Below are 20,881 nucleotides of genomic sequence, written 5' to 3'. Positions count from 1 at the left end.
AGTCTGTTACAGCATTCGCACGTGCGTCATGCGACTGTCTTCGTAACGTCGCGAATCAGTAAGATGATGCTCCTATCCGGCCTCCCGACAACATCACGGAGGTTGAGTAATGGGATCGTCACGTTGGCTCCTCGGGGCCGCAATGGGGGCAATCGCGCTGGGCAGCGCGCCGGCCATCGCAGGGGAAATCGAAGGTAACGTCATCGACGCGACCGGCACGGCTGGCCTTCGCGCCGTCGAGGTCGAAATCGAAGAACTGGACCGCAAGGTCGCCACGGCCAGCGACGGCAGCTTCCGCTTCGTCGACGTTCCCGCGGGCACTTATACCCTCCGCGCAGACTATATCGGCGCGCAGGCGCAGGAAGTGAGCGTGACGGTCCCGGCAACGGGTTCGGTAGATGCGGATTTCACGCTCGCCGGTATCGACGGCCAGATCCTCGTCGTCGGCCAGCGTGCAAATCTTGGTAGCGCCCTTTCGCGTAAGCGCGCCGCCGATACCGTCAGCGATGTCATCACGCGTGATGCCATCGGCCAGTTCCCCGATCAGAACGTCGCGGAATCGCTGCGCCGCCTGCCGGGCGTCAACGTCCTCAACGACCAGGGAGAGGGCCGTTTCGTCTCGGTCCGCGGTCTCGATCCCGAATTGAATTCGACATCACTTAACGGCGTTCGTCTGCCGGCCCCGGAAAGCGATGTTCGCTCGGTCGCGCTCGACGTGATCAGTTCGGATATCATCGAATCGATCGAAGTGAAGAAGTCTCTCACGCCCGACATGGATGCCGACACCATTGGCGCCAGCGTAGAGATCAAGACGACCAGCGCCTTCGACCGCGAGAAGGACCTGCTCGTCGCCAAGATCGAGGGCAGCTACAACGAGAAGGCCAACGAGCTGACCCCCAAGGCCAGCCTCGACTTTGCCAGCCGGCTTGGCGAGAACGTCGGCATTTCGGGCGGCGTCTCCTACTACCAGCGCACGTTCGAAACCGACAACATCGAGGCCGACGACTGGACCGATGATGGCGGCACGCCTTACGCGCAGGAAATCCAGTACCGCGACTACGATGTCGAGCGCGAGCGCATCAGCGCGACGCTGGGTATGGATTTCCGCGCGGGCGAGACGACGGAGCTCTACATCAAGGGCACGTGGAGCCAGTTCGACGACCAGGAATACCGTCGCCGCCTGACGTTCGATTTCGGCGACTTCGAAGACGAGGACCTGCCGACCCTCGTGGGCAGCACGGCGACGTTCTCTTCCGACACGGCCGAATTTACCGTCGAACGCGATGTGAAGGATCGTTTCGAACGCCAGCGCATCTACTCGATCGTGCTGGGCGGCGAGACCAAGCTCGATAGCGGCTTCTTCGCCGAATACTCGGCCAGCTACGCAAAGGCCAGCGAGCGAGAGAACGGCTCGCTGGACCCGACGCAGTTCGAACAGGACTTCGAAGGCGACGGTGATGTGATCGGCGACGAACTGCTGATCGCGGTCGACTACTCCGACCCGCGCGTGCCGCTCTACCAGGCAGCGGGCAACACCTCGGGCTTCTTCGATCCGGCCGCTTACGAGCTGAAGGACATCGAGCTTACCGCGCTCTCGAGCGCGGAAGACGAAGAGTACGCCGGCCAGTTCGACGCGGAGTACGAGATGTTCATGGGCAACGCGAGCCTGACGCTCCAGGCCGGCGCCAAGGGCCGTTTCCGCAAGAAGACCTACGACAAGACGGTAGAGTTCTACGAGTGGGACGGTGATGGCGACTACACGCTCGACATGGTCCAGGGTTACCAGACCTACGACATCATCGGCATCTCGCCTCTGCCCGATTTCACCGCGCCGACCGACTACTTCTACGGCAATTTCGATCAGTTCGAGCTGCAGGAAATCGACAGCGAGTTCGACTCAAGTGTCGAGGATTACCGTGTCGATGAGGCCATCATGGCGGGATACGTCATGGCGACTTACGACAACGGCCCGCTGCGCGCGATTGGCGGCGTGCGGTACGAGCACACTAAGAACGACATTTTCGGCAACACGGTCACGCTTTACGAGGAAGACGCGACGCTTCCCGACGGCACGACCGCAACCGACGATATCGTCGTATTTGCGCCCGTGCAGTACGAGAAGGACTATGGCCACCTGCTGCCGAGCCTGAACCTGAGGTACGAGGTTCAGCCGGACCTGCTGGTCCGCCTTGCCGGTTATCGCAGTCTTGTCCGTCCCAAGCTCTCGAAGCTCGCCCCGCGCTTTGCCGTCGAGGTAAACGACGAGGACGAGATCGAGGGCGAGTTCGGCAACCCCGACCTCGATCCGTATGAGGCGTGGAACCTCGACGCCTCGCTCGAATGGTACATGTCGCGCACGGGCGGCATCAGCGCCGCGGTCTTCTACAAGGACGTGAAGAACTACATCGTCGACACGGTGCAGGAAGGCGTGACCTTCAACGGCATCTACGCCGACGAAGCGGTGATCCCGATCAACGGGCCCAGCGCTGAAGTCTTCGGCGCGGAGCTCAGCTTCTCGCAGGCGCTGACGATGCTTCCGGCCCCGCTGGACGGATTGCTGGTGCAGGCGAACTATACTTACACCGATGCGACCGGCATGGTCCCGACCGATGGCGACGCGACCGATCTTCGCAAGATCACGCTGCCTTCGACATCCAAGCACACGTTCAACGCTGTGCTCGGCTATGAGAAGGGCCCGCTCTCGCTGCGCCTTTCGGGCACGTATCGCGACAAGTACCTCGACGAGCTTGGCGACGAGCCAGATGAGGACCGCTACGTCGACAACCACTTCCAGCTGGATTTCAGCGCGAAGTATCAGCTGACCGACATGGTCCAGCTGTTCGGCGAGTGGATCAACATCAACAACGCCAAGTACGTCGCTTACAACAACCTCGGTAACCAGCGGAACCTGTACCAGTACGAAGAGTACGACTGGACTGCCAAGTTCGGCGCGCGGGTGGTCTTCTGATGCGCGCCATCGCGCTGATCGGCGCAGCGGCCCTGAGCGGCTGCGCCACCACCCCGATCGTTTCGCCTCTCGCCACGGCAGAAGTCGTGGCGCGGGGCGAGACTGCGCCGGTCGGAACGGCAAATGCCGATGCCGCCGACGATCCGGCGATCTGGCGCAATCCCGCCGACCCCACAGCCAGCCTGATCGTCGGAACCGACAAGAAGGCCGGGCTATACGTCTATTCGATGGACGGGGTGGTGTTGGACTACGTCGCTGACGGACGGCTCAACAATGTCGATCTGACCGACATGGGCGATGCAGGCATCATCGTTGCGGCAAGCGACCGTACCGACGAATTGAACGCTGCCATCCGGCTCTACCGGCTCGCTCCCGAAGGCAAGCTGACGGCGCTGGGCAAGGTCCCGGGCGGGACGGGCGAGGGCTATGGCTTCTGCCTCTACAAGGCGGCTGACGCTCTCCATGCTTTCTCGGTCCTCAAGGACGGCACGATTGCCGAGTTCGCGCTCGATCTCGCAACGCCTGCTTCGACCCCGCTCCGTTCACTCAGCGTACCAAGCCAGGCCGAGGGCTGCGTCGTCGATCCGCGCGACGGTACGCTTTACGTGGGTGAAGAAAACGCTGGCATCTGGCGTTTCGCAGCTGGCGCGACCAGCGGCGAGATCGTCGCTCCGATCGATAATGCGCAGCTGATTGCCGACGTCGAAGGGCTCGCCCTCGTGCCCGAAGGTGACAGCGGAGGCTGGCTCGTCGCATCGAGCCAGGGTGACAGTGCCTACGCGGTCTATCGCCTTCCTGACATGAGCTATGCGGGGCGGTTTCGTGTCGTCGCGGGCGAGTACGGTGCAACCGATGAAACCGACGGGATCGAGGTTAAGGCCGGCAATTTCGGCCCGATCTTTCCTGCCGGAATCTTCATTGCACAGGACGGTATCAACGCCGCCGGTGCGCAGAATTTCAAGATGGTCCGCTGGGACGAAATCGTCGCCGCGCTGGAACTGAAATGATTCACGAAAATACCGCTTCGCGTCGTCGTTTCCTTCAGTCGACGGCGGGGGCCTTTGCGGCCCTGCTCGCCAGCGGCTGCACGGCACGCAGCCTGTCCGCCGCTTCTGCCACGCCTTCCGCGCTCGGGCCGCTGGTGCCCGATCCGGCTGGCATTCTCGATCTGCCCGAGGGCATGTCCTACCGCATCATCTCGAAGCTTGGAGACGTGATGGACGATGGCCTCACCGTGCCCGACAAGGCGGACGGAATGGGGTGCATCGAACTTGCCGACGGGTCGCTGGCGCTGGTTCGCAATCACGAACTAAAGGTCCAAGATGCTCCGGGCGGCAACCTCGCCTCAGGCTTCGACACGGCTCCGGGCGGGGCTGTGCTGCCGGGCGGGACGACGACACTGATCCTCGACGCGGCGACGCTTGAAGTGAAAAGCCAGCACCGCTCGCTCGCGGGCACGATCCGCAACTGTGCGGGCGGCATCACGCCCTGGGGCAGCTGGCTGACATGCGAGGAAGACGTAACCAACCCCGGCGACGAAGCGACGAAGCCCCACGGCTGGGTCTTTGAAGTCCCCGTCACGGCGCCAGGCATGGTAGATGCGGTTCCGCTGACCGCAATGGGTCGCTTCAAGCACGAAGCCGCCGCTGTCGATCCGCGCACGGGCATCATCTACATGACCGAGGACCGCGACGAGAGCGCGCTCTATCGTTTCGTTCCGAACCGTGCTGGCCATCTGTCGGAAGGCGGGCGCCTTCAAGCAGCCCAAGTGACCGGCCAAATGGCCGACACGCGAAATTGGGACGGTACGGGTTTTGCTCCGGGTGGATGGGCCGAGGTTACTTGGATCGATCTCGACAATCCCGAAGCGCCGGAAGACGACCTGCGCTTCCGCGCCGCAGCGGCCGGCGGCGCAATCTTCGCGCGGGGTGAGGGGATTCACATGGGCGAGGGTGAGCTCTATTTCTGCTGCACCTCGGGCGGCGCGGCGAAGCTTGGTCAGATCTTTCGCCTTTTCCCGGGAGCGGGTGGCGCGCCCGATCGTATCCAGCTCTTCTTCGAAAGCGACAGCCAGGCGCAGTTCGACTACGGCGACAATCTCACGATCGCTCCCAACGGCTGCCTGATCGTCTGCGAAGACCAGTACACAGACCTCGTTGACAATCACTTGCGCTGCGTCATGCCCGACGGCACGGCCATTCCTCTCGCGCGCCTGCGCTTGCAAACCGAACTGGCGGGGGCATGCTTCTCGCCCGACGGACGGACGCTTTTCGTGAACCTCTACTCACCCGGCACGACCGTCGCGATTGATGTGGGCGGCGCCTATCTGTCGTAAATGCGACGTATGCCGTTAAGGGCGTTAAGTACGAATTCCTAGGCTGCCATAGACCGATTTTTGCGACCGGCATGTCGATTGACATGCCGCTTTAAGGAGAAGGTCAAGCAGTGGGAAGGCGTAGTCAGCCGCGTTGGGACATCAGGGTCGCCGGGGCATACCGGTCGCCTGCAGGCGCAGACGTCTTCGTCTCGGTAGCCGACATTTCGGAATACGGCTGCCGGGTGCTGAACCCGTCGCGCAACCTCTTCGTCGGCGACAGGGTTACTGTCTTCGTCGATGGGCTCGACCCGCACGAGGCTGAGGTACGCTGGCACGCCCGCGGGATCATGGCGGGGTTTCGCTTTGTCGATGCAGTCGATGCGGAGCAGCTGGACCTGCTGGTCGCGCACTGTGCGGGACGCGTGAAGCTGGTCCCGCAGCAGTGGCTAGAGGTGTCAGAGGGCGATCACGCCCCTTGATCGATCAGCGGATCGGGCAGTCCGGGTTGAGCCGGAAATTGAGGTAATTGTCGACCGAGCGCATGAGATCGTCGAACTCGTGCTCGAAGAAGTGGTTCGCGCGCGGGATCTCGTCGTGGTGGATAGTGATGTGCTTTTGCGTCCGCAGCTTGTCGACCAGCTTCTGAACCGCACCCGGCGTGACGACCGTATCGGCCGCACCCTGGATGATGATGCCCGACGCGGGGCAGGGCGCGAGGAACGAGAAGTCGTACATGTTCGCCGGCGGCGCGATCGAGATGAAGCCGCGGATTTCCGGACGACGCATCAGGAGCTGCATGCCGATGAGCGCACCGAAGCTGACGCCTGCAACCCAGGTGACCTGCGCCTCGGGATGAACCGTCTGCACCCAGTCGAGCGCCGCTGCCGAATCCGACAATTCGCCGATGCCGTTGTCGAAACTGCCTTGGCTGCGTCCGACGCCGCGAAAGTTGAACCGCAGGACAGCAAAGCCGCGCGCCGCGAAATCCTTGTAGAGCGCCTGCGTGATACGCTCGTTCATCGTGCCGCCGCCTTGCGGGTGCGGGTGCAGGATCAGCGCGAGCGGAGCGCGCGGACGCGGGGCGGGATGATAGCGGCCTTCGAGGCGACCTTCGGGACCGGGAAAAATGACGGAGGGCATGGAACCTCGTGAATTCGGGACGAACACCGGCCTGAAAGAAGGGCCGGGTGTGACAATTTGATGGTGCCTATATAGAAATTGCGCGCCTATTGACAATCTTGGTGACGACCACATCCGAAATAGGTGGCGTCCTGTATGATCCCGGAGCAGTTTTCCAAGCGATGAAGCGGACTTATCTCGACCATGCGGCCACCGCGCCGATCCTGCCGGAAGCGCGCGAGGCGATGTTGGCAGGGCTGGCGCTCGACGCCAATCCGTCGAGCCCGCATGCCGCCGGCCGCGCCGCTCGCCGTGCGCTGGAAAATGCGCGGGAGCGGGTGAAAGCGTCGCTTGAGTGGAACGGAGAACTGGTCTTCACCAGCGGGGCGAGTGAAGCGCTGATGCTGGCACTGACCCGGACTCACGCCGGACGGCGTGCGGTTTCGGCAGTGGAGCATGAGGCGGTGACGCGCCACGCCACCGGTGCACGGGTTTTGCGTGTCGATGCGCGCGGGCTGGTCGATCCAGACGCTCTGGGTGATGTTTCCGACACGCTTGTCGCCGTGCAGCAGGTGAACAACGAAACCGGTGTGTTGCAGCCACTCGGCTCCATTGCCGATGCCGTGCGGGCAGGGGGCGGAGTGCTTCTCGCCGATTGCGCGCAAGGGGCGGGCAAGATTCCGCTGCCCGATTGCGACATGGCGGCGATCAGCGCTCACAAGTTCGGCGGACCGCCGGGGATCGGCGCACTGTTGGTTCGCGATTTCTCGCTGCTCGCGCCGACAGGCGGACAGGAGCGTGGTTATCGTGGCGGGACCGAGAATGTCGCCGGCGCGATGGCCATGGCGGCCGCCATGGAAACCGGCCACGCGTGGATGGCAGAGGCACTGCGCCTGCGTGCAAAGCTTGAAGATGCCGTGATCGAGGCAGGCGGCGAGATTGTCGCTGCCGACAGTCCGCGCATCGCCACCATCGGTTCGGTCCGCATTCCTGGACTCGGTTCAGCGGTTCAGCTCATCCGGCTCGACGGCGCGGGGATCGCGGTTTCGGCGGGCAGTGCCTGCTCGTCGGGCTCGCTCAAGGCCAGCCGGGTCCTGACCGCGATGGGCATGGACGAACAGGCTGCAGCTGAAGTGATCCGCGTCTCGGTCGGACCAGACACGACCGAAGCCGACATTGACGCATTCCTCGATGTCTGGACGGCGTTGGCGCAGCAGGTGCGGGCCAGCGCATGATCTATCTCGATTATCAGGCCACTACCCCCCTCGCGCCCGAAGCACGCGATGCCATGATGCGCTGGCTCGAGGGGCCGGATGGCATGGGGTTCGCAAATCCGCATAGTCCGCACCGGCCAGGACGGCAGGCCGCGGCAGCAGTCGATCTTGCTCGCGAGCGGGTGGCGGCGCTGTTCCCTTCAGGCGGGAAGATCTATTTCACGGGCTCGGCGACCGAAGCGCTCAATACCGTGATCCGGGGGTGCGAGCCGGTGAGGGCAGGTGCGGGCATCGCGGTCTCTGCCATTGAGCATGCGGCAGTCTGGGATACGGCGCGCTCGCTATCGAATTCGTTTCATGAGTTGGCGGTGGATACCGAGGGTCTGGTCGACCCTGAGCCCGCGATCGCAGAAGGGGTTGGCCTGGTCGCGGTTATGCAGGTGAACAACGAGATCGGCACGATCCAGCCTGTCGCGCAGATCGCAAGGGCTGCGAAAGCTGCGGGTGCCCTGTTCCTATGTGATGCGGTGCAGGCGGCGGGGCGTATCCCGATCGCCCATGCCGACGCCATCGCGATCTCCGCGCACAAGCTGCACGGACCAAAAGGCATCGGCGCGCTTTGGCTGCGTGACGGGATCGAATTAGCCCCGCTCATCACTGGCGGCGCGCAGGAAGGTGGAATCCGGTCCGGCACTCTGAGTCCGGCCCTTTGCGCCGGCTTCGGGGCCGCCGCAAAGCTTGCGCAGGAACGGATGCAGGCGGACGCGGACCATATCGAGGCGCTCTGGGCCAAAGCGCTAGACCTGTTCGATGGCTGGACTGTCAACGGCAGCGCCGATGCGCGCTGGCACGGCAATCTCAACGTGCGGCGCGACGGGCTCGATGTCGCAAGACTAATGTCCGATGTCCGCAACGTCGCTTTTTCGGCAGGTTCGGCCTGTGCCTCGGGATCAGGCAAACCCAGCCGGGTCTTGCAGGCCATCGGATTGAGTGACAAACATGTGAAAAATTCGATCCGCCTAGGGTTCGGACGCTACACGGGACTGGATGACCTCGAAGAGGCAGCAGCGGCGATTAACGCTGCGGCATCGGCGCAGGGAATTTGAACGCATGGTTCGGGTCAACTTCACGACGGCAAAAGGCGACAAGGTCGCGGCACAGGGCGATGCGGGTGAAAGCCTGCTGACGGTCGCCCAGGTTGCGGGCATGCCGCTCGAAGGGACGTGCGAAGGGCAAATGGCCTGTTCGACATGTCATGTCGTGGTGGCGCCCGAATGGTTCGGCAAGCTGGAAACCGCGTCTGAGGACGAGGAAGACATGCTGGACCTTGCCGCTGGCGTGCAGGGGACGAGCAGGCTGGCGTGCCAGATCATGCTTGATGAAAGCCTCGATGGACTCGAAGTCGCGATTCCGGCCCACGTCCATAACGTTCAGCGTTGACGCGCCACGATCGCGCTACTTTCTCAAATCCCTGCGATAAATTTTGCGCTTTCCGAACGTGTGTTAACCACTGAACCTCCCATATCGGGGGGTGGCAGTTAACGAGCCTGTAGGGTGCCATACCGCCCGCGCAGCCGTACGAAGTGGTGGTTAACATGCTGGTAACAGGCGGAGTCTGAGCGACCTGCGGCCCTGTATTCGTTAACCAATGTCCGCAAGCATAAGGCGCAAGCATTCCTTGATCGCTCGCGGGCGAAAAGAGGAGCATGTTCAATGCGCCCTCTTGCAACGGTTCGAAAACCCTCGGCATTCTCGCCGCCGGTGCCGCCGTTCTCGCCCTTGCCACGCCCGGTGAGGCAGAGGCGCGCTCGGCAGGGGCCGCGATCATCGCGACCGCCGTTGCCAATGTCTCGCATGCCACGGGGTGCAACCGTTTCGGCGCGACCAGCTTCACCACAGCGCAGACCGTCGGCACCGCCGCTCTCGTCAGCCGTCCGCGTCAGCGCGCGATGACCGCGCTCGAAAAGATGCGGATGCAGCAGGCCAACCCGCAGCCGGCCGTCATGACCGGCACCGTGGCCCAGCGCCCCGCCTACATGCCCGCCATCGCCATGCAGGCCAGCGGCATCGCCGCGCCTCAGGCGACCCAAGCGGCAAAGCCCGTTCCGGCAGCCGAGTTCGGCATCAGCTGTGCCACCACCTTCGATGCCGCACGTCCGGGAATCGGCCACAAGAGCTTCGACTTCCTCGAAAGCCGCATCCTGCCGATTTCGACCACGAGCTTCGATGCGGACTGGAGCCGGGTCGCAGGCAAGGGCGTTGCAGCGGCATCGGTCGTCGCTGCCGACAGCGGTGCAGGTTCAATGGAAGACCGGATCGCGGGCGTAAACCGTTGGGTGAACCGGAAGGTCGCCTATGTCTCGGACGCCAAGCTCTATGGCAAGGCCGACTATTGGGCCAGCGCCCGCGAAACGCTGAGCAAGGGGAAGGGCGACTGCGAGGATTACGCCATCGCCAAGATGGAAATCCTGGCCGCGATGGGCGTCTCGCGCGACGACATGTACCTGACGATCGCACGCGACCTCGTGCGGCGTGACGACCACGCCGTGCTCATCGTGAAGTTGGACGGCCGTGCAATCATGCTCGACAACGCGAGCGACGCGTTGCTCGATGGCGACCGCGCAAACGACTATCGCCCGATCATGTCGTTCAGGAAGAACGCCAGCTACCTGCACGGTTACTGAGTAGGCAGGTCGCATCCAGCGCCGGGTTACTTCTCGGTCAGCGCCGTATCCAGCCCGCGTGTGATCGGCTTCAAAAGATAACGCAGCACGCTCTTTCGTCCGGTGATGATCTCCACCTCGCAGATCATGCCGGGCATGATCGCAAGCTTCTGTCCGCCATGAGCAATATAGGCACGGTCGGTTTCGATCTGGGCGAGGTAGAAGCTCTCGCGCAGGTCCTCGTCATAGACGCTGTCCGCGCTCACCTGACGGACCTTGCCACGAAGACCGCCGTAGATCGAGAAATCAAAGGCGGTGACCTTCACGTTCGCCGGATCGCCGACCTTGATGAAAGCGATATCCGACGGTCGGATCTTCGCCTCGACCAGAAGCCGGTCGCCGGTCGGCACGACCTGCATGATCGTCTCGCCCGGCGAAACGAAGCCACCGACGGTCGAAACCTGCAAGTCGTTGACGATGCCGTCCACAGGCGCGCGCAATTCGTTGCGCGATACGCGGGCCTCGGCGCCCTTTATCGATTGCTCGTTCACCGCGATGCGGGTTGCCAGTTCGCTACGTTCGTTCAGCGCCTGCTGCTGGAAATCGAGCTGTGCGCCTGAGAGGTCGGCCTGGGCTTCGCTGACTGCGGCGCGGGCGCGCTGTACGCCTTGGCGGGCAGCGGCAAGACGGCCCTGAATATCGACGACGTCGCGCTGTGCGGTGAGTAGTTCGGTCTGCGGAACAATGCCCTGCTTCGCCAGCGGGGTCAGCATGTTCACCTGTTGCTGCGCGAGCTTCAAGTTGCTTTCGAGCGAGGACGCCGTGGCTTCGCCCTCCCGAAGATCGCGGCGGCGCTGCTCGACAGCGGCCGCCAGAGCCGTCTGACGACTGCGCGCGGCGGCAAGGCGGACTTGCTGCAAGCGCTGTTCTTCGGCGCAGACGCTGCCGGGTTGGCATCCGGCACCTTCGCCCGATGCCTCCTGCCGCAGGCGTTCGGCGCGCGCGGAAAGCCGGTCGGTCTCGGTCTGGAGCTGGCCAAGCTGGCTCGCGCTCTCGCTGTCGTTCAAGCGGACGAGAAGCTGGCCGCGCTTCACCTGTTCGCCGTTCTGGACGAGAATCTCGTCCACGGTCGCCGGATCGGCAGCCTGAACAACCTGAACCTTGCTGTTCGGGATGACCTTGCCCTGACCGCGCGTGATGTCGTCAAGCGGTGCGAAGGCCGCCCAGACCAGCAAAAGGAAAACGCCAATGGCAGCCGCCACGATCAGCCTTCGGCTCGCGTCGAGCCGTTCCCAGCGTGCCTTCAGATTAGAGATCATGCGCCCGGTTCCGCGCTTTCTGTATCGTGGTCGGTGACAAGACCCGGTTTTACCGCGGCGGCATCGGCTGTCCCTGCTGGCGCTGCGGCAGAGGGCGCATCACCGTGCTTGGCGACAAGCTGTCGATACTTGCCCGCCTTGGGTAGTTCGAGCCGCCAGGCCTTCGTGGTGTCGAGACGTCCGCCGATGTCGGCCCGCGCATGGCGATCCTTGACGTCGGGCGCGATCGTCAGTCCGTTCTCGTAAAGGCCACTCGATGTGTCGAAACTTTCCTCAAGCTCGGCCATGCGAACGCTCGGGATCATCTCGCGCGCGCTGTAACGGGCGCTGAAGGCCTGCGAGCGTCCCAGCGAGCCGTTGAAGCGGTAGAAGATGTGGCGGCCAAGCTGGCGCACTTTGCCGAGCGAATAGGCCCAGCGCGGTACCACGTAGTCTGCATGGTAGTGCGTTGCCGAGCCGACGCTCGCCTCGACATGGCCAGCAAGCGCCGAGCGTGCGACACGTTCTGCCTGCGCCCACGCGCCGGCGGCTGGGCGGCGACCAAGCGATCCGTCGCAAGTGAAGCTGAATTGGCAGACCCGCTGATCCGAGCCCTGGTAGACGACGCCGCAGACCGAATTCGGATAGGCCGGGTGACTCACACGGTTCAGCACGACTTGCGCGACCGCGCGTTTGCCGTCTTCGGGTTCGAAACCTGCTTCGTAATAGATCGCCTGGGTCAGGCAGCGTTCGGCATTGGCCGGAACCGCTGCGGGCTTGAACCCGCGCATCTTTTCGACGGGAAGGTCCGAGAAGCGGATTTCGGCATTACGCTCGATCGCGGTGTCGCCCTTTGCGACCAGCTCGCTCTTGCTGCCTTCGGTCAACGCGGCAACGGCGCGCTTCTGTGCGGCCACGCGGTCGATCTTGAGCGGCACGGCCTTGGCCTCTCCGGTTAGCCCACCGGGCATTAAGGTTGTGCTCGACAGGACGAGCAGGGGCGCTGCCGCAAGGACGCCAAGCAGCAGCGCGCGAACGCCGATGCGGCGCGGCGCGTTTGCCTCGGCAGGGCCGGGCTTAGCTGCGGGTGTCGATACCGGCACTCTTGATAACCTCGTCTTTCTGGCCGTCGGCAACGATCTTGCCGTCGTTCACGATTATGACCCTGTTGCACAATGCAAATAGCGCGGGACGATGAGTCGCCACAACCAGCGTCTGTGAAGGTGTCAGGCTTTGTGACAGTGAGTCGATAAACAGCTTTTCCGTCTGTGCATCCATCGCACCCGTCGGTTCGTCCATGAACAGCAATTGGCTGGGCGAAACGAACGCGCGGGCAAGAGCGAGGAAGTTGCGCTGTCCGCCGGAAAGCGAACGTCCGCCTTCGCCAACGGCGCGGTCGAAACCGCCGGCATCGCGCGAAAGGAAACGGTCTGCACCGACCTTGCGCAGGGCGGCGATCAGCTGCTGTTCGCTTGCCCGGTTTCCCGCGAGGGCAAGGTTGTCCTTGATCGTGCCGGAGAACAGGCTGGAGTCCTGTGCTACGAAGCGGAAGTTGCGGCGAATGTCGTGCGGGCGGTATTGGCGCGCATCGATGCCGTCGATCAGAAGTGCACCCTCGTCGGGCTGGAACAGGCCGCAGATCACGCGGCCCAGCGTCGATTTGCCCGCCGCGACACGCCCGATGATGGCAATGCGTTCGCCCGGACGGATGGTGAGGTTTACGTCCTTGAGCGAGGGCACGCTCGACCCCGGATAGGCGAAATTCACGTTCTGCAGTCGGATGTTCGCGCTGCGCACCTGCGGGGGCAGGGCGCTGCTGCCCATCTTGCGCTCATCCTCGCCGTCCCAAAGGTGTTCGATGGAATCGAGCGTTTCGCTCGCCTGTTTCCAGCGCGTCAGAAGGTAGGCAAGCTGCCCTGCCGGGGCGAGCGCGCGTGAGGCCAGCATGACGATGGCGATGATAGCGCCCATCGAGATGATGCCGGCATCAAACATGTAATATCCGCCGATCACTAGCGAGATCGTGGAGATCTGCTGGAAGGTTGAAGCGGCACCGATCGCAGTGGCGTTCACTTCGCGCAGGCGTTTTTGCGACCGGCTGGCCATGTCGGAAATGCGGCGCCAGCGGCCCAGCATCTCGCCTTCGCCAGCGATGCTCTTCAGCGTTTCCAGCCCGGCGATCGATTCCACAAGCTGCGTCTGCTGAAGGCCGTAGTCGGCCTGCGCGTCGCGGGCGCTGTCGGTGATCTTTCGCTGAAGGCGGACCCCCAGAAGGATCATGCCGCTTATGATAATGAGCGGGATCAACGCCAGCGGGCCTGCGATGATCGCGATGAAACCGATGAAGATGAACAGGAAAAACACGTCGACCAGCAAGACGATCGTTGTCGACGCGAAGAAATCTCGAACAACCGCGTATTCGCTGACCCGCGCAACAAGGTTGCCGGTGTGGCCGGTCTTCGCGGCAAGCGGCATCGACATGACGCGTGAATAGATCTTTTGCGACAGGCTGATATCGAGATCGCGGCTGATCTCGTCGAGCACGTTGGTTCGCGCCTTGCGTAGCGCGAATTCCAGCGAGAAGGCGATGAACACGCCGATGGCCAAGACCCACAGGCTGGCCGTCGCCTGGTTCGGAATGACGCGGTCATAAACGTTCATCGTGAAGATCGGCAGTGCGACCGCGAGGAAGTTAATGATCACCGATGCGGTGATGACCGGCCAGAATTCACGGCGGCGACGTGCGATTTCAGACCAGAACCAGTGGCTTCGCGCACGCTGGTGCCAGGGCTGTCCTGCATCGCGCAGCGTGGCGGGATCGCCTTCGACCGACAGGATCGTGAACGGGCCGCTACCGTTGAACTGGCCGACAGGCTGCCACGTGTCCCCGGTGTCACCCGGACGCCATGCGAGAACGTCGTCACTTTCACGGTCGAGTAGTACGGTGAGTTCGCCAGCTGCGTCGCGCAGAATCAGCGGGTAATACGACTTCGCAACCGGCAGGCGCTTGGCCGGGCTCTCGTCATGATTGAGACCGAGCAGGTCGAGCGCGGGCTTGGCCTGGTGCCAGGGCAGGGTGCCATCGACCGCAAACGCCAGCGATGAGGCCAGCGTGGCCGGAGCGAACGGCGTGTCGAAATGACGGGCAAGACGGGCCAGGCAGACGATCAGCGGATCGACCTGCCTGGCCTGCTGTTCCCCTGCGGTTTGCGGGGGGAGTTCGAACTTCTCCGGCGCAGCGGAATTCATCGAAGACCTCGATCCCGGGAACTGCGCGCGGCAGTCCCCTTACTTCGGATAGACGCGGCTCTCGCGCTCGGCCGGGATGTGCGGACCGTAGTCGAAACGTTCGCGTTCGTTTTCACCGGCACCATAGTGCGGCGGAACCGAAAGCGCTTCAAGGAAGCGATTGGTAGCTGCCAGAGTTTGGTACTGTGCGAAAATTTCCGAGAAACGGGCGGTCTCGAGACGGACCTGCACGTTGTAGCGCGTATTCTGCGCATCGAGCACGTCGAGCAGCGACCGGCGGCCGACATTGAACTGACTCTGGTAGGAGTCCAGCAGATTGTCGGTGACCGTGCTCTGCGTGGCAAGCTCGCCAACGATGCGGCGCTGCGTTTCGAGGCCGTTCCATGCCATGCGGACGTCTTCCTCGGCCTCACGCTCACGCGTGTGGAGGCGGAAGCGGGCCTCGCTCGAACGGCGGACCATTTCCTGATACTTGGCGTGGTTGATGCCGCCGTCGAAGATGTTCCAGCGCAGGTAGGCGCGGGCCATCAAGTCGTTGGTGGTGCCACGGAAACCGTCGATGTCGTCGCCGGTGCGGGCATAGGCTTCGACACCCACAGTCGGAAACAGATCACCCTTCGCGCTGTCGGCGAGAGCACGCGCGGCGTCGACGTCAGCCTTCGCTTCGAGCACGAGCGGATTGCGGGTGCGCGCAAGACCGACGGCGTCCGCTTCGCTCGGCGGCAGCATGGCTGACAGATCGGGCGGGGTCATGACATTGTCGATCGACAGGCCGGTGAGCGACTGCAGGCGGATCTTCGCGTTCTGAAGCGTTTCGGCGGCCTCCGCCTCACGAATCAGAGCGGCCTGAAGGCGTTCCTCTGCCTGCTGGCGGTCGGCGATCGAGATCGAGCCTTGTTCGACGCCCTGGTTCAGGCTGCCGACCAGTTCGCGATGGAAGCCGGTGTTGTCCATCGAAGCGGCCATGACGCGCTGCTGAAGCATGACGTCGAGGTATTGGCGCGCAATCTGGAGGGCGACAAATTCCGAACGTTCGAGAACACGGAGCGAAGCACCGTCCACGCGTGAGGCCTGACGCAGCAATTCACCGCGGCGCCGACCGAAGTCGATCACGGTCCAATCGACGCGCACCTGCGCTTCCATCGGGTAGAGCCAGTCGTCCGAGATGCCGAGAGAGCGGCGCGTCGGATTTTCCAGCTTGCGGGCACCGATGTTGCCTTCGATGTCCACGCGCGGCGCATAAAGGCCCTGGGCCTGCTTACGCTCGAACTGGATGGCTTCCTTGTTCATCTGTGCCTGGCTGATCTGCGGATTGGAATCGACGCCAACTGCTACCGCTTCGCCAAGCGAGATCGGTGCGCCCTGAGCAAGGGCAGTGCCGGACACCGAGGCGCTGAGAAGGCCTGCGGCGACGGCGGCGAACTTGAGATAGGTTTTCATGTCCGTCCCCCCTTACTGGACGTTGATTTCGACGCGGCGGTTCTGCAGCTCGCGGACGCCGTCCGCGGTCGGAACGCGCAGGTTCGTTTCACCGAATGCAGAGCTGGATATGGCTGAATCCATCACACCGCGCGAGGTGAGGTAGGACGTGACGGAGTCGTTACGACGTCCCGCAAGGCCCATGTTGTAGTTGTCCGAACCCGAGGTGTCGGTATAGCCACCAAGCGTGACCGTGACGGTCGAGCAATCTGCCAAGCCCGCGATCGCGCTGTCGAGCGTGTTGGCCGCCTCAGGCGTGATCTCGGCCGAATCCCAGTCGAAGAACACGAGGAAACTGCCGGTGTTGCACACGGCGGGCGGGGGCGGGGGCGGGGGCGGGGTGGGCGGCGCCGGCGGTGCCATCCAGCGCAGGTAGGCCGCATCGCACTTACGGATCGAATCCGCGTCGCGCAGGTCGTTCTTCATGAAACCGATGGCGATGGCGCACTGCACCTTCGCCTCCGACGCCCACATGTAGCGGGTGTCGGTCGCGTTGACGATCGCGGGATCAAGCGTCGCAGCAAGCGATGCCTCATACCGCATCTCCAGCTCCGAACGGAGTGTACCGTCGTCCAGCGACTGGAGGTCGACAGCTTCCTGCGCGAACGCAGGCACGGTTACGACCGTCGCGAGTACGGATACGCCCGCCAGGACTTGCCAGCTTTTCATTTTCTAAGGCCCCCTATTACCTTAAGAACTCAATCAGGCTGCTGCGACTGCGAGGTGGGCGGCATCATCCGCGCCATCGGGCAGTGCCGCCATCTGGAAGTGCTGCCCTGCAACCCCACTGTTCAGCAGCGCTTCCATGATCTCGGTTCCTACCGAACCGTGCTGAGCCGATTCCGGTGCATTGTCAACAACATGGTTCACCAGAGCAGTGATGTCATCGGTCGCCGTGACTTCCTGCAGTGCAACGCGTACCGCATCCATCGCTCCGGTGCCCTGGACACCCTCTGCACCGTCTCCGGCAGGCACGCCGATGGAGAGCAGAGCCTCAAGGACATCGCCGCTCACGCCGCCGTTTGCGGCGTGGCTCGCGCCGACGAATTCCGCACCCGCCTCGGACGAGTGGCCAAGGTCGGCAACGTCCATTTTCGGCGCGTCATTCGCGGCATTGAAGGTGGAGCGCGAAGCCGAGGAGGTTTCGTCGGAGAAGTGGCTGGAGTGATCGGCCATCGAGATCGCTGCGCTGTTACCGGGCATGTTCGCCATGGGCGAGACATGTGACAGATCGACGTCGACTGGTGTGATCGCGTTCACAGCCATCGCAAAATCGATGTCCGTTGGTTCGAAATTAACCATTTCCGGGGCATCGAAAAGCGGGGTGGTATCGAGAGCGGTCGAAACCAGCAGGCCGGGAACCGCCGCGGCGAGCAGGGCTGCTTCGGCTTGGCGAAGCTGGCTGTCGGCCGGCTCACCTTCGTAATCCGAAGAAGTGGCGAAGCCGACGTCGGCCAGGACATGCTCTTCACCGTCCATGACGAAGCTGCCTTCGCCGAAGACCGTGGCATCGCCGCCTGCGGCCATATAGCCCTGACCTTCGGTGCTCAGCGAAATCTCGGTGATTCCCAGAGCTTCGGCCGTAGCCACCGAACCGTCAGCCATCCAGACACCAAAGCCGTCGAGCTCGCTGCCTGAAAGGACGCCGTCACCATTACCATCGTAATTAGCTCCGAGCGCTTCGAGATCGGTCAGACCGTCGCCGCCGAAAACGAATTCTTCCGCGCCCGAAACAACGCCGTTGCCGTCGTTGTCGTGGAACAGGATGCCGTCTTCTCCGCCGACCCAGGCCGTGGCGACTTCGCCATTGCCGTAGTCGTAGGTCATGCCGGCTTCCATGCCGACCAGTTCGATCCCGTCGCCATCGAGGTCGAGCACGACGGGCGGCACGACCGGGTTGATCGTAAAGCTGTCGGTTTCCGTATCGCCGTCGGCATCGGTGACCGTCACGTCGAAGTCGAGCGAAACGGCCTGAGCGTCAGTGCGCGTCTGGATTAGGCCGATGTCGCTGATCTTGACGACGTCGGTGTCATCGGTGTTGCCAACGCTGGCGAAGGTTACTTCGACCTGGTTGGTGCCACCGTTCGCTCCGACTGCACCGTTAAGCTCGATCCCGGTGCTCGAGCTGGACAGGCCAGCCGAGGACGAGAGCAACTGGGCACCCGAAATTAACCAATTCTCGTTCGCGCCGTTGAAGTCGTTTTCTTCGATGACGATGAAGCCGTCATTGTTGTCGAGGGTCGGCTTATAATTGCCGATGACATCGCCCGCCGTGTAAACATCTTCGGTGCCGACGATCATGATCTTGGTCGTCGTGATGGTCGGATCGTCAGCATCGACGAGCTTGAGCACGACGATCAGGTCTTCATTGCCGAAACCGTCGATCTGGATGGTCAGGCCGTTTACGAAGAGATTGCCGGAGTCGCTAAAGATGCCGCCCGGATCGTAGTCGAACAGGTCGAAATCGAGCACTTCGTAACGCTGGATCGTATCGCCGGCGACGCCGTTTGCATCGTTGCTGATCGAGGCCCAGGAGAGATCGCCAAAGGCGGTCTCACCGGCCGAAAGCACGGTGTTGCCACCCGCGCTGAGATTGCCGGCATAGGCCTGGAATTGCACGAAAGTCGGCTCGTCCGCGTTAAGCTCGGAGACGACGATTTCATACTGGCTCGGCGAACTGCCGGCGAGGTTGTAGCCATCGCGGCTGATGATGTCGGAGAACGGCACGATCGAAGTGAATTCGAAGTTCGTGTCGAGACCGACGGTATATTGCTCGGTTCCCAGATCGTAATCGATGAAGCCGTTTGCGGTCTGCGTGGAGCCATCGTTGTCGACATAATCGAAAGAGAACGTCCACGTAGCCGTGATCGGATCGAACGTCGGGTCGGAAATGTTGCTGATCGCAACGCCCGCAACCGTGCCGCCGGTCAGATTGAAAGTCATGGCGGTGTCGATCTTGCCGTCCAGCAGGCCATCGGTGCCGACGTCGAAGGCAAAGGCGCCGGTTGCTTCGAGGGGGTAGGTTACCGAAGCGATTTCGGCGAACTGGCTGTCCTCGATCGGGGTCGTGATCGCCGGCCCGTCGTCTTCGAAGACGAAGTGGCTCTGGCCCAGATCGATCGATGCCGTGTCGGTGTCACCGTCATAGTCGGTCGCCGTGGCGACAATCGTCAGGACATCAGCGGCAAGCTGGATCGCCGAGGCGTCGTCGTCGCTGGTCGTGTCGCCATGCCAGATGTTCGCCGGATCGGTCTGATCGCTATAGGTAACGGTCAGCTGACCGTTATTTGTGTCGGCGGTGATGAAGAACAGGACTTCATGTGTGCCATTAACATCAGACGGACTGTCGCCGATGTAGCCGAGGACGATGCCCGAGGGGTCCTGGTAGAGCTTGATCGCCTCGCCCTTGCCCGGTGTTGCCGTGTCGCTGTCGTCAAGGACGAACAGGCCGGATTCCACGTCCTGCACAGAAAGGTTCAGCGCGTAGGTCACCGTACCCGGGCCGTCCGCACCCCAACCGGCGGCGTTCACATCCGCATTGGTGAAGGTGAAGTTCGCGGCGAGGTTCTGGGTGGCGAAATAGACGCCGTCACCGCCATCAGCCGGCAGCGGGGATTCGTCGAGGGTCAGCGTGCCGATGTCACCTTGTGCATTGATGTCCGGGTTGTCGTCGTTGAACGCGATGTTCCCGCCCAGATCGACGGTTTGCGTCGCAGTTTCGCTGTCGCCATCCGCGTCGACGATCGTAACCGAATACGTGCCCTGGATCTTCAGATCGGCAAGTGGGATCTGGTCATCGAAAGAACCGCCTTCGATGTGATCGATCACCCCGAACTGGTCGAGCGTCAGTGCACCGGTGGCCTTGTCGACGGTGATCGTGAAGACGGTGGAACCGGCAACGTCGTTGCTGTCGGTCGCGCCGCTGATGACCACGGATCCGGCCGTGTCGGTGGTGGTGAAGAGCAGGATGTCGTCGCCGCCACTGTCTAGGCCGCTGTCACCGCCTTCGGCGACCTGCAGTGCAAGACCGTAGGTTTCTGTCAGCGAACCAGCGCCGTCCGCCCCGTAAAGCGCGCCTTCGTAGCCGAAGATGTCGGCGAGCGAGAGCGATGATGCGTCCTGATCGGGCAGGGCCGAGTCGCTGGTGATCGCGACACCGGCATCGATCGCGGCCGCTGCGGCGACCGCCGGACCATCGTCGTAGAAGGTGACCGCGCCGCCGACTTCGGTGGAGCCTTCGTCGGTGTCGCCGTCGTTGTCGGTGATCGTGACGGTGGCGGTGATGAGCCCTGCCAGGTCCAGCGTGTCGTTGTCGTCGGTGGGATCGAGATGCTCGAGCGCGACGTTCTGCGTCACCTTGAGCGAGCCGTCAGCGAGGATCTCGACAGTGAAGGCCGTGTCCGCACCATTGTTGTAGGTGCCGGAGATGACCGTGTCGCTGGTCTGCTCGAGCGTGATCGCCAGATCGCCGTCCGAGGTCATGAGCGAGGTCGTGCCGTCACCGCTCAGCGAAAGGGTGTAGGCCGGAGCGCCTGCCGCATCGTCGGCGCCGTAGAGCAGCGTTGCCGAGATGA

The 20,881-nt window shown here is 62.9% G+C and carries 15 protein-coding genes; 8 read left to right on the top strand and 7 right to left on the bottom strand.

The genetic code is table 11. The features are described 5' to 3' along the window. Positions 1–109 precede the first annotated feature (109 nt). The 4 genes from A9D15_RS00390 (at position 110) to A9D15_RS00375 (ending at position 5,764) form a co-directional block, all read left to right on the top strand. Complete coding sequence (locus A9D15_RS00390) at positions 110–2,968, top strand: TonB-dependent receptor (protein ID WP_066760707.1); 2,859 nt, start codon at positions 110–112, stop codon at positions 2,966–2,968. Beyond that, positions 2,968–3,975 (top strand): phytase, encoded by a 1,008-nt coding sequence (locus A9D15_RS00385; RefSeq protein WP_066760706.1) that lies wholly within the window; start codon positions 2,968–2,970, stop codon positions 3,973–3,975. The genes A9D15_RS00390 and A9D15_RS00385 overlap by 1 nt, the downstream gene beginning before the upstream one ends. After that, positions 3,972–5,303 carry an alkaline phosphatase PhoX gene (locus A9D15_RS00380; protein ID WP_066760704.1) on the top strand — a complete coding sequence of 444 codons (1,332 nt, stop codon included), beginning with the start codon at positions 3,972–3,974 and terminating at the stop codon, positions 5,301–5,303. The genes A9D15_RS00385 and A9D15_RS00380 overlap by 4 nt, the downstream gene beginning before the upstream one ends. 110 nt (positions 5,304–5,413) lie before the next feature. Next, entirely contained in the window at positions 5,414–5,764 is a 351-nt protein-coding gene (locus A9D15_RS00375) for a PilZ domain-containing protein (protein ID WP_082924157.1), read from the top strand. 4 nt (positions 5,765–5,768) lie between these two features. Here A9D15_RS00375 and A9D15_RS00370 read toward each other — a convergent pair whose 3' ends face one another. Beyond that, the gene (locus A9D15_RS00370; RefSeq protein ID WP_066760699.1) at positions 5,769–6,425 is read right to left on the bottom strand and encodes an alpha/beta hydrolase; all 657 of its coding nucleotides are present in this window, start codon (positions 6,423–6,425) and stop codon (positions 5,769–5,771) included. Positions 6,426–6,586: 161 nt separating this feature from the next. Between A9D15_RS00370 and A9D15_RS00365 the strand changes: the two genes are divergently transcribed. The 4 genes from A9D15_RS00365 (at position 6,587) to A9D15_RS00350 (ending at position 10,302) form a co-directional block, all read left to right on the top strand. Further along, complete coding sequence (locus A9D15_RS00365) at positions 6,587–7,639, top strand: cysteine desulfurase family protein (RefSeq protein ID WP_066760695.1); 1,053 nt, start codon at positions 6,587–6,589, stop codon at positions 7,637–7,639. After that, complete coding sequence (locus tag A9D15_RS00360) at positions 7,636–8,724, top strand: cysteine desulfurase family protein (RefSeq protein ID WP_066760693.1); 1,089 nt, start codon at positions 7,636–7,638, stop codon at positions 8,722–8,724. Before A9D15_RS00365 ends, A9D15_RS00360 begins: the two co-directional genes overlap by 4 nt. Before the next feature lie 4 nt (positions 8,725–8,728). Beyond that, positions 8,729–9,058, top strand: a complete 330-nt coding sequence (locus A9D15_RS00355; protein WP_066760691.1) for a 2Fe-2S iron-sulfur cluster-binding protein — start codon at positions 8,729–8,731, stop codon at positions 9,056–9,058. Between the two features lie 266 nt (positions 9,059–9,324). Then, positions 9,325–10,302 (top strand): transglutaminase-like cysteine peptidase, encoded by a 978-nt coding sequence (locus A9D15_RS00350; protein ID WP_216634365.1) that lies wholly within the window; start codon positions 9,325–9,327, stop codon positions 10,300–10,302. Positions 10,303–10,328: 26 nt separating this feature from the next. Here A9D15_RS00350 and A9D15_RS00345 read toward each other — a convergent pair whose 3' ends face one another. From A9D15_RS00345 to A9D15_RS16685, 6 genes are all read right to left on the bottom strand, one after another. After that, on the bottom strand, positions 10,329–11,600 hold the full coding sequence (locus A9D15_RS00345) for an HlyD family type I secretion periplasmic adaptor subunit (protein WP_066760689.1): 1,272 nt from the start codon (positions 11,598–11,600) through the stop codon (positions 10,329–10,331). Continuing rightward, the gene (locus A9D15_RS00340) at positions 11,597–12,682 is read right to left on the bottom strand and encodes a cell wall hydrolase (protein WP_066760687.1); all 1,086 of its coding nucleotides are present in this window, start codon (positions 12,680–12,682) and stop codon (positions 11,597–11,599) included. The genes A9D15_RS00345 and A9D15_RS00340 overlap by 4 nt, the downstream gene beginning before the upstream one ends. Further along, positions 12,657–14,828: a type I secretion system permease/ATPase gene (locus tag A9D15_RS00335; RefSeq protein WP_082924156.1), complete on the bottom strand. Its 2,172-nt coding sequence runs from the start codon at positions 14,826–14,828 to the stop codon at positions 12,657–12,659. Before A9D15_RS00335 ends, A9D15_RS00340 begins: the two co-directional genes overlap by 26 nt. A 39-nt stretch (positions 14,829–14,867) precedes the next feature. Next, on the bottom strand, positions 14,868–16,268 hold the full coding sequence (locus tag A9D15_RS00330; protein WP_066760683.1) for a TolC family protein: 1,401 nt from the start codon (positions 16,266–16,268) through the stop codon (positions 14,868–14,870). A gap of 12 nt (positions 16,269–16,280) precedes the next feature. Then, positions 16,281–16,976: an OmpA family protein gene (locus tag A9D15_RS17100; protein ID WP_066760682.1), complete on the bottom strand. Its 696-nt coding sequence runs from the start codon at positions 16,974–16,976 to the stop codon at positions 16,281–16,283. Positions 16,977–17,009: 33 nt separating this feature from the next. Further along, on the bottom strand, positions 17,010–20,881 hold a 3,872-nt coding region (locus A9D15_RS16685; protein WP_216634364.1), incomplete at its 5' end, for a DUF5801 repeats-in-toxin domain-containing protein.

This window comes from Croceicoccus pelagius (assembly GCF_001661915.1).
Lineage (GTDB): Bacteria > Pseudomonadota > Alphaproteobacteria > Sphingomonadales > Sphingomonadaceae > Croceicoccus > Croceicoccus pelagius.
This window is presented reverse-complemented; position numbering and strand designations above follow the sequence as displayed.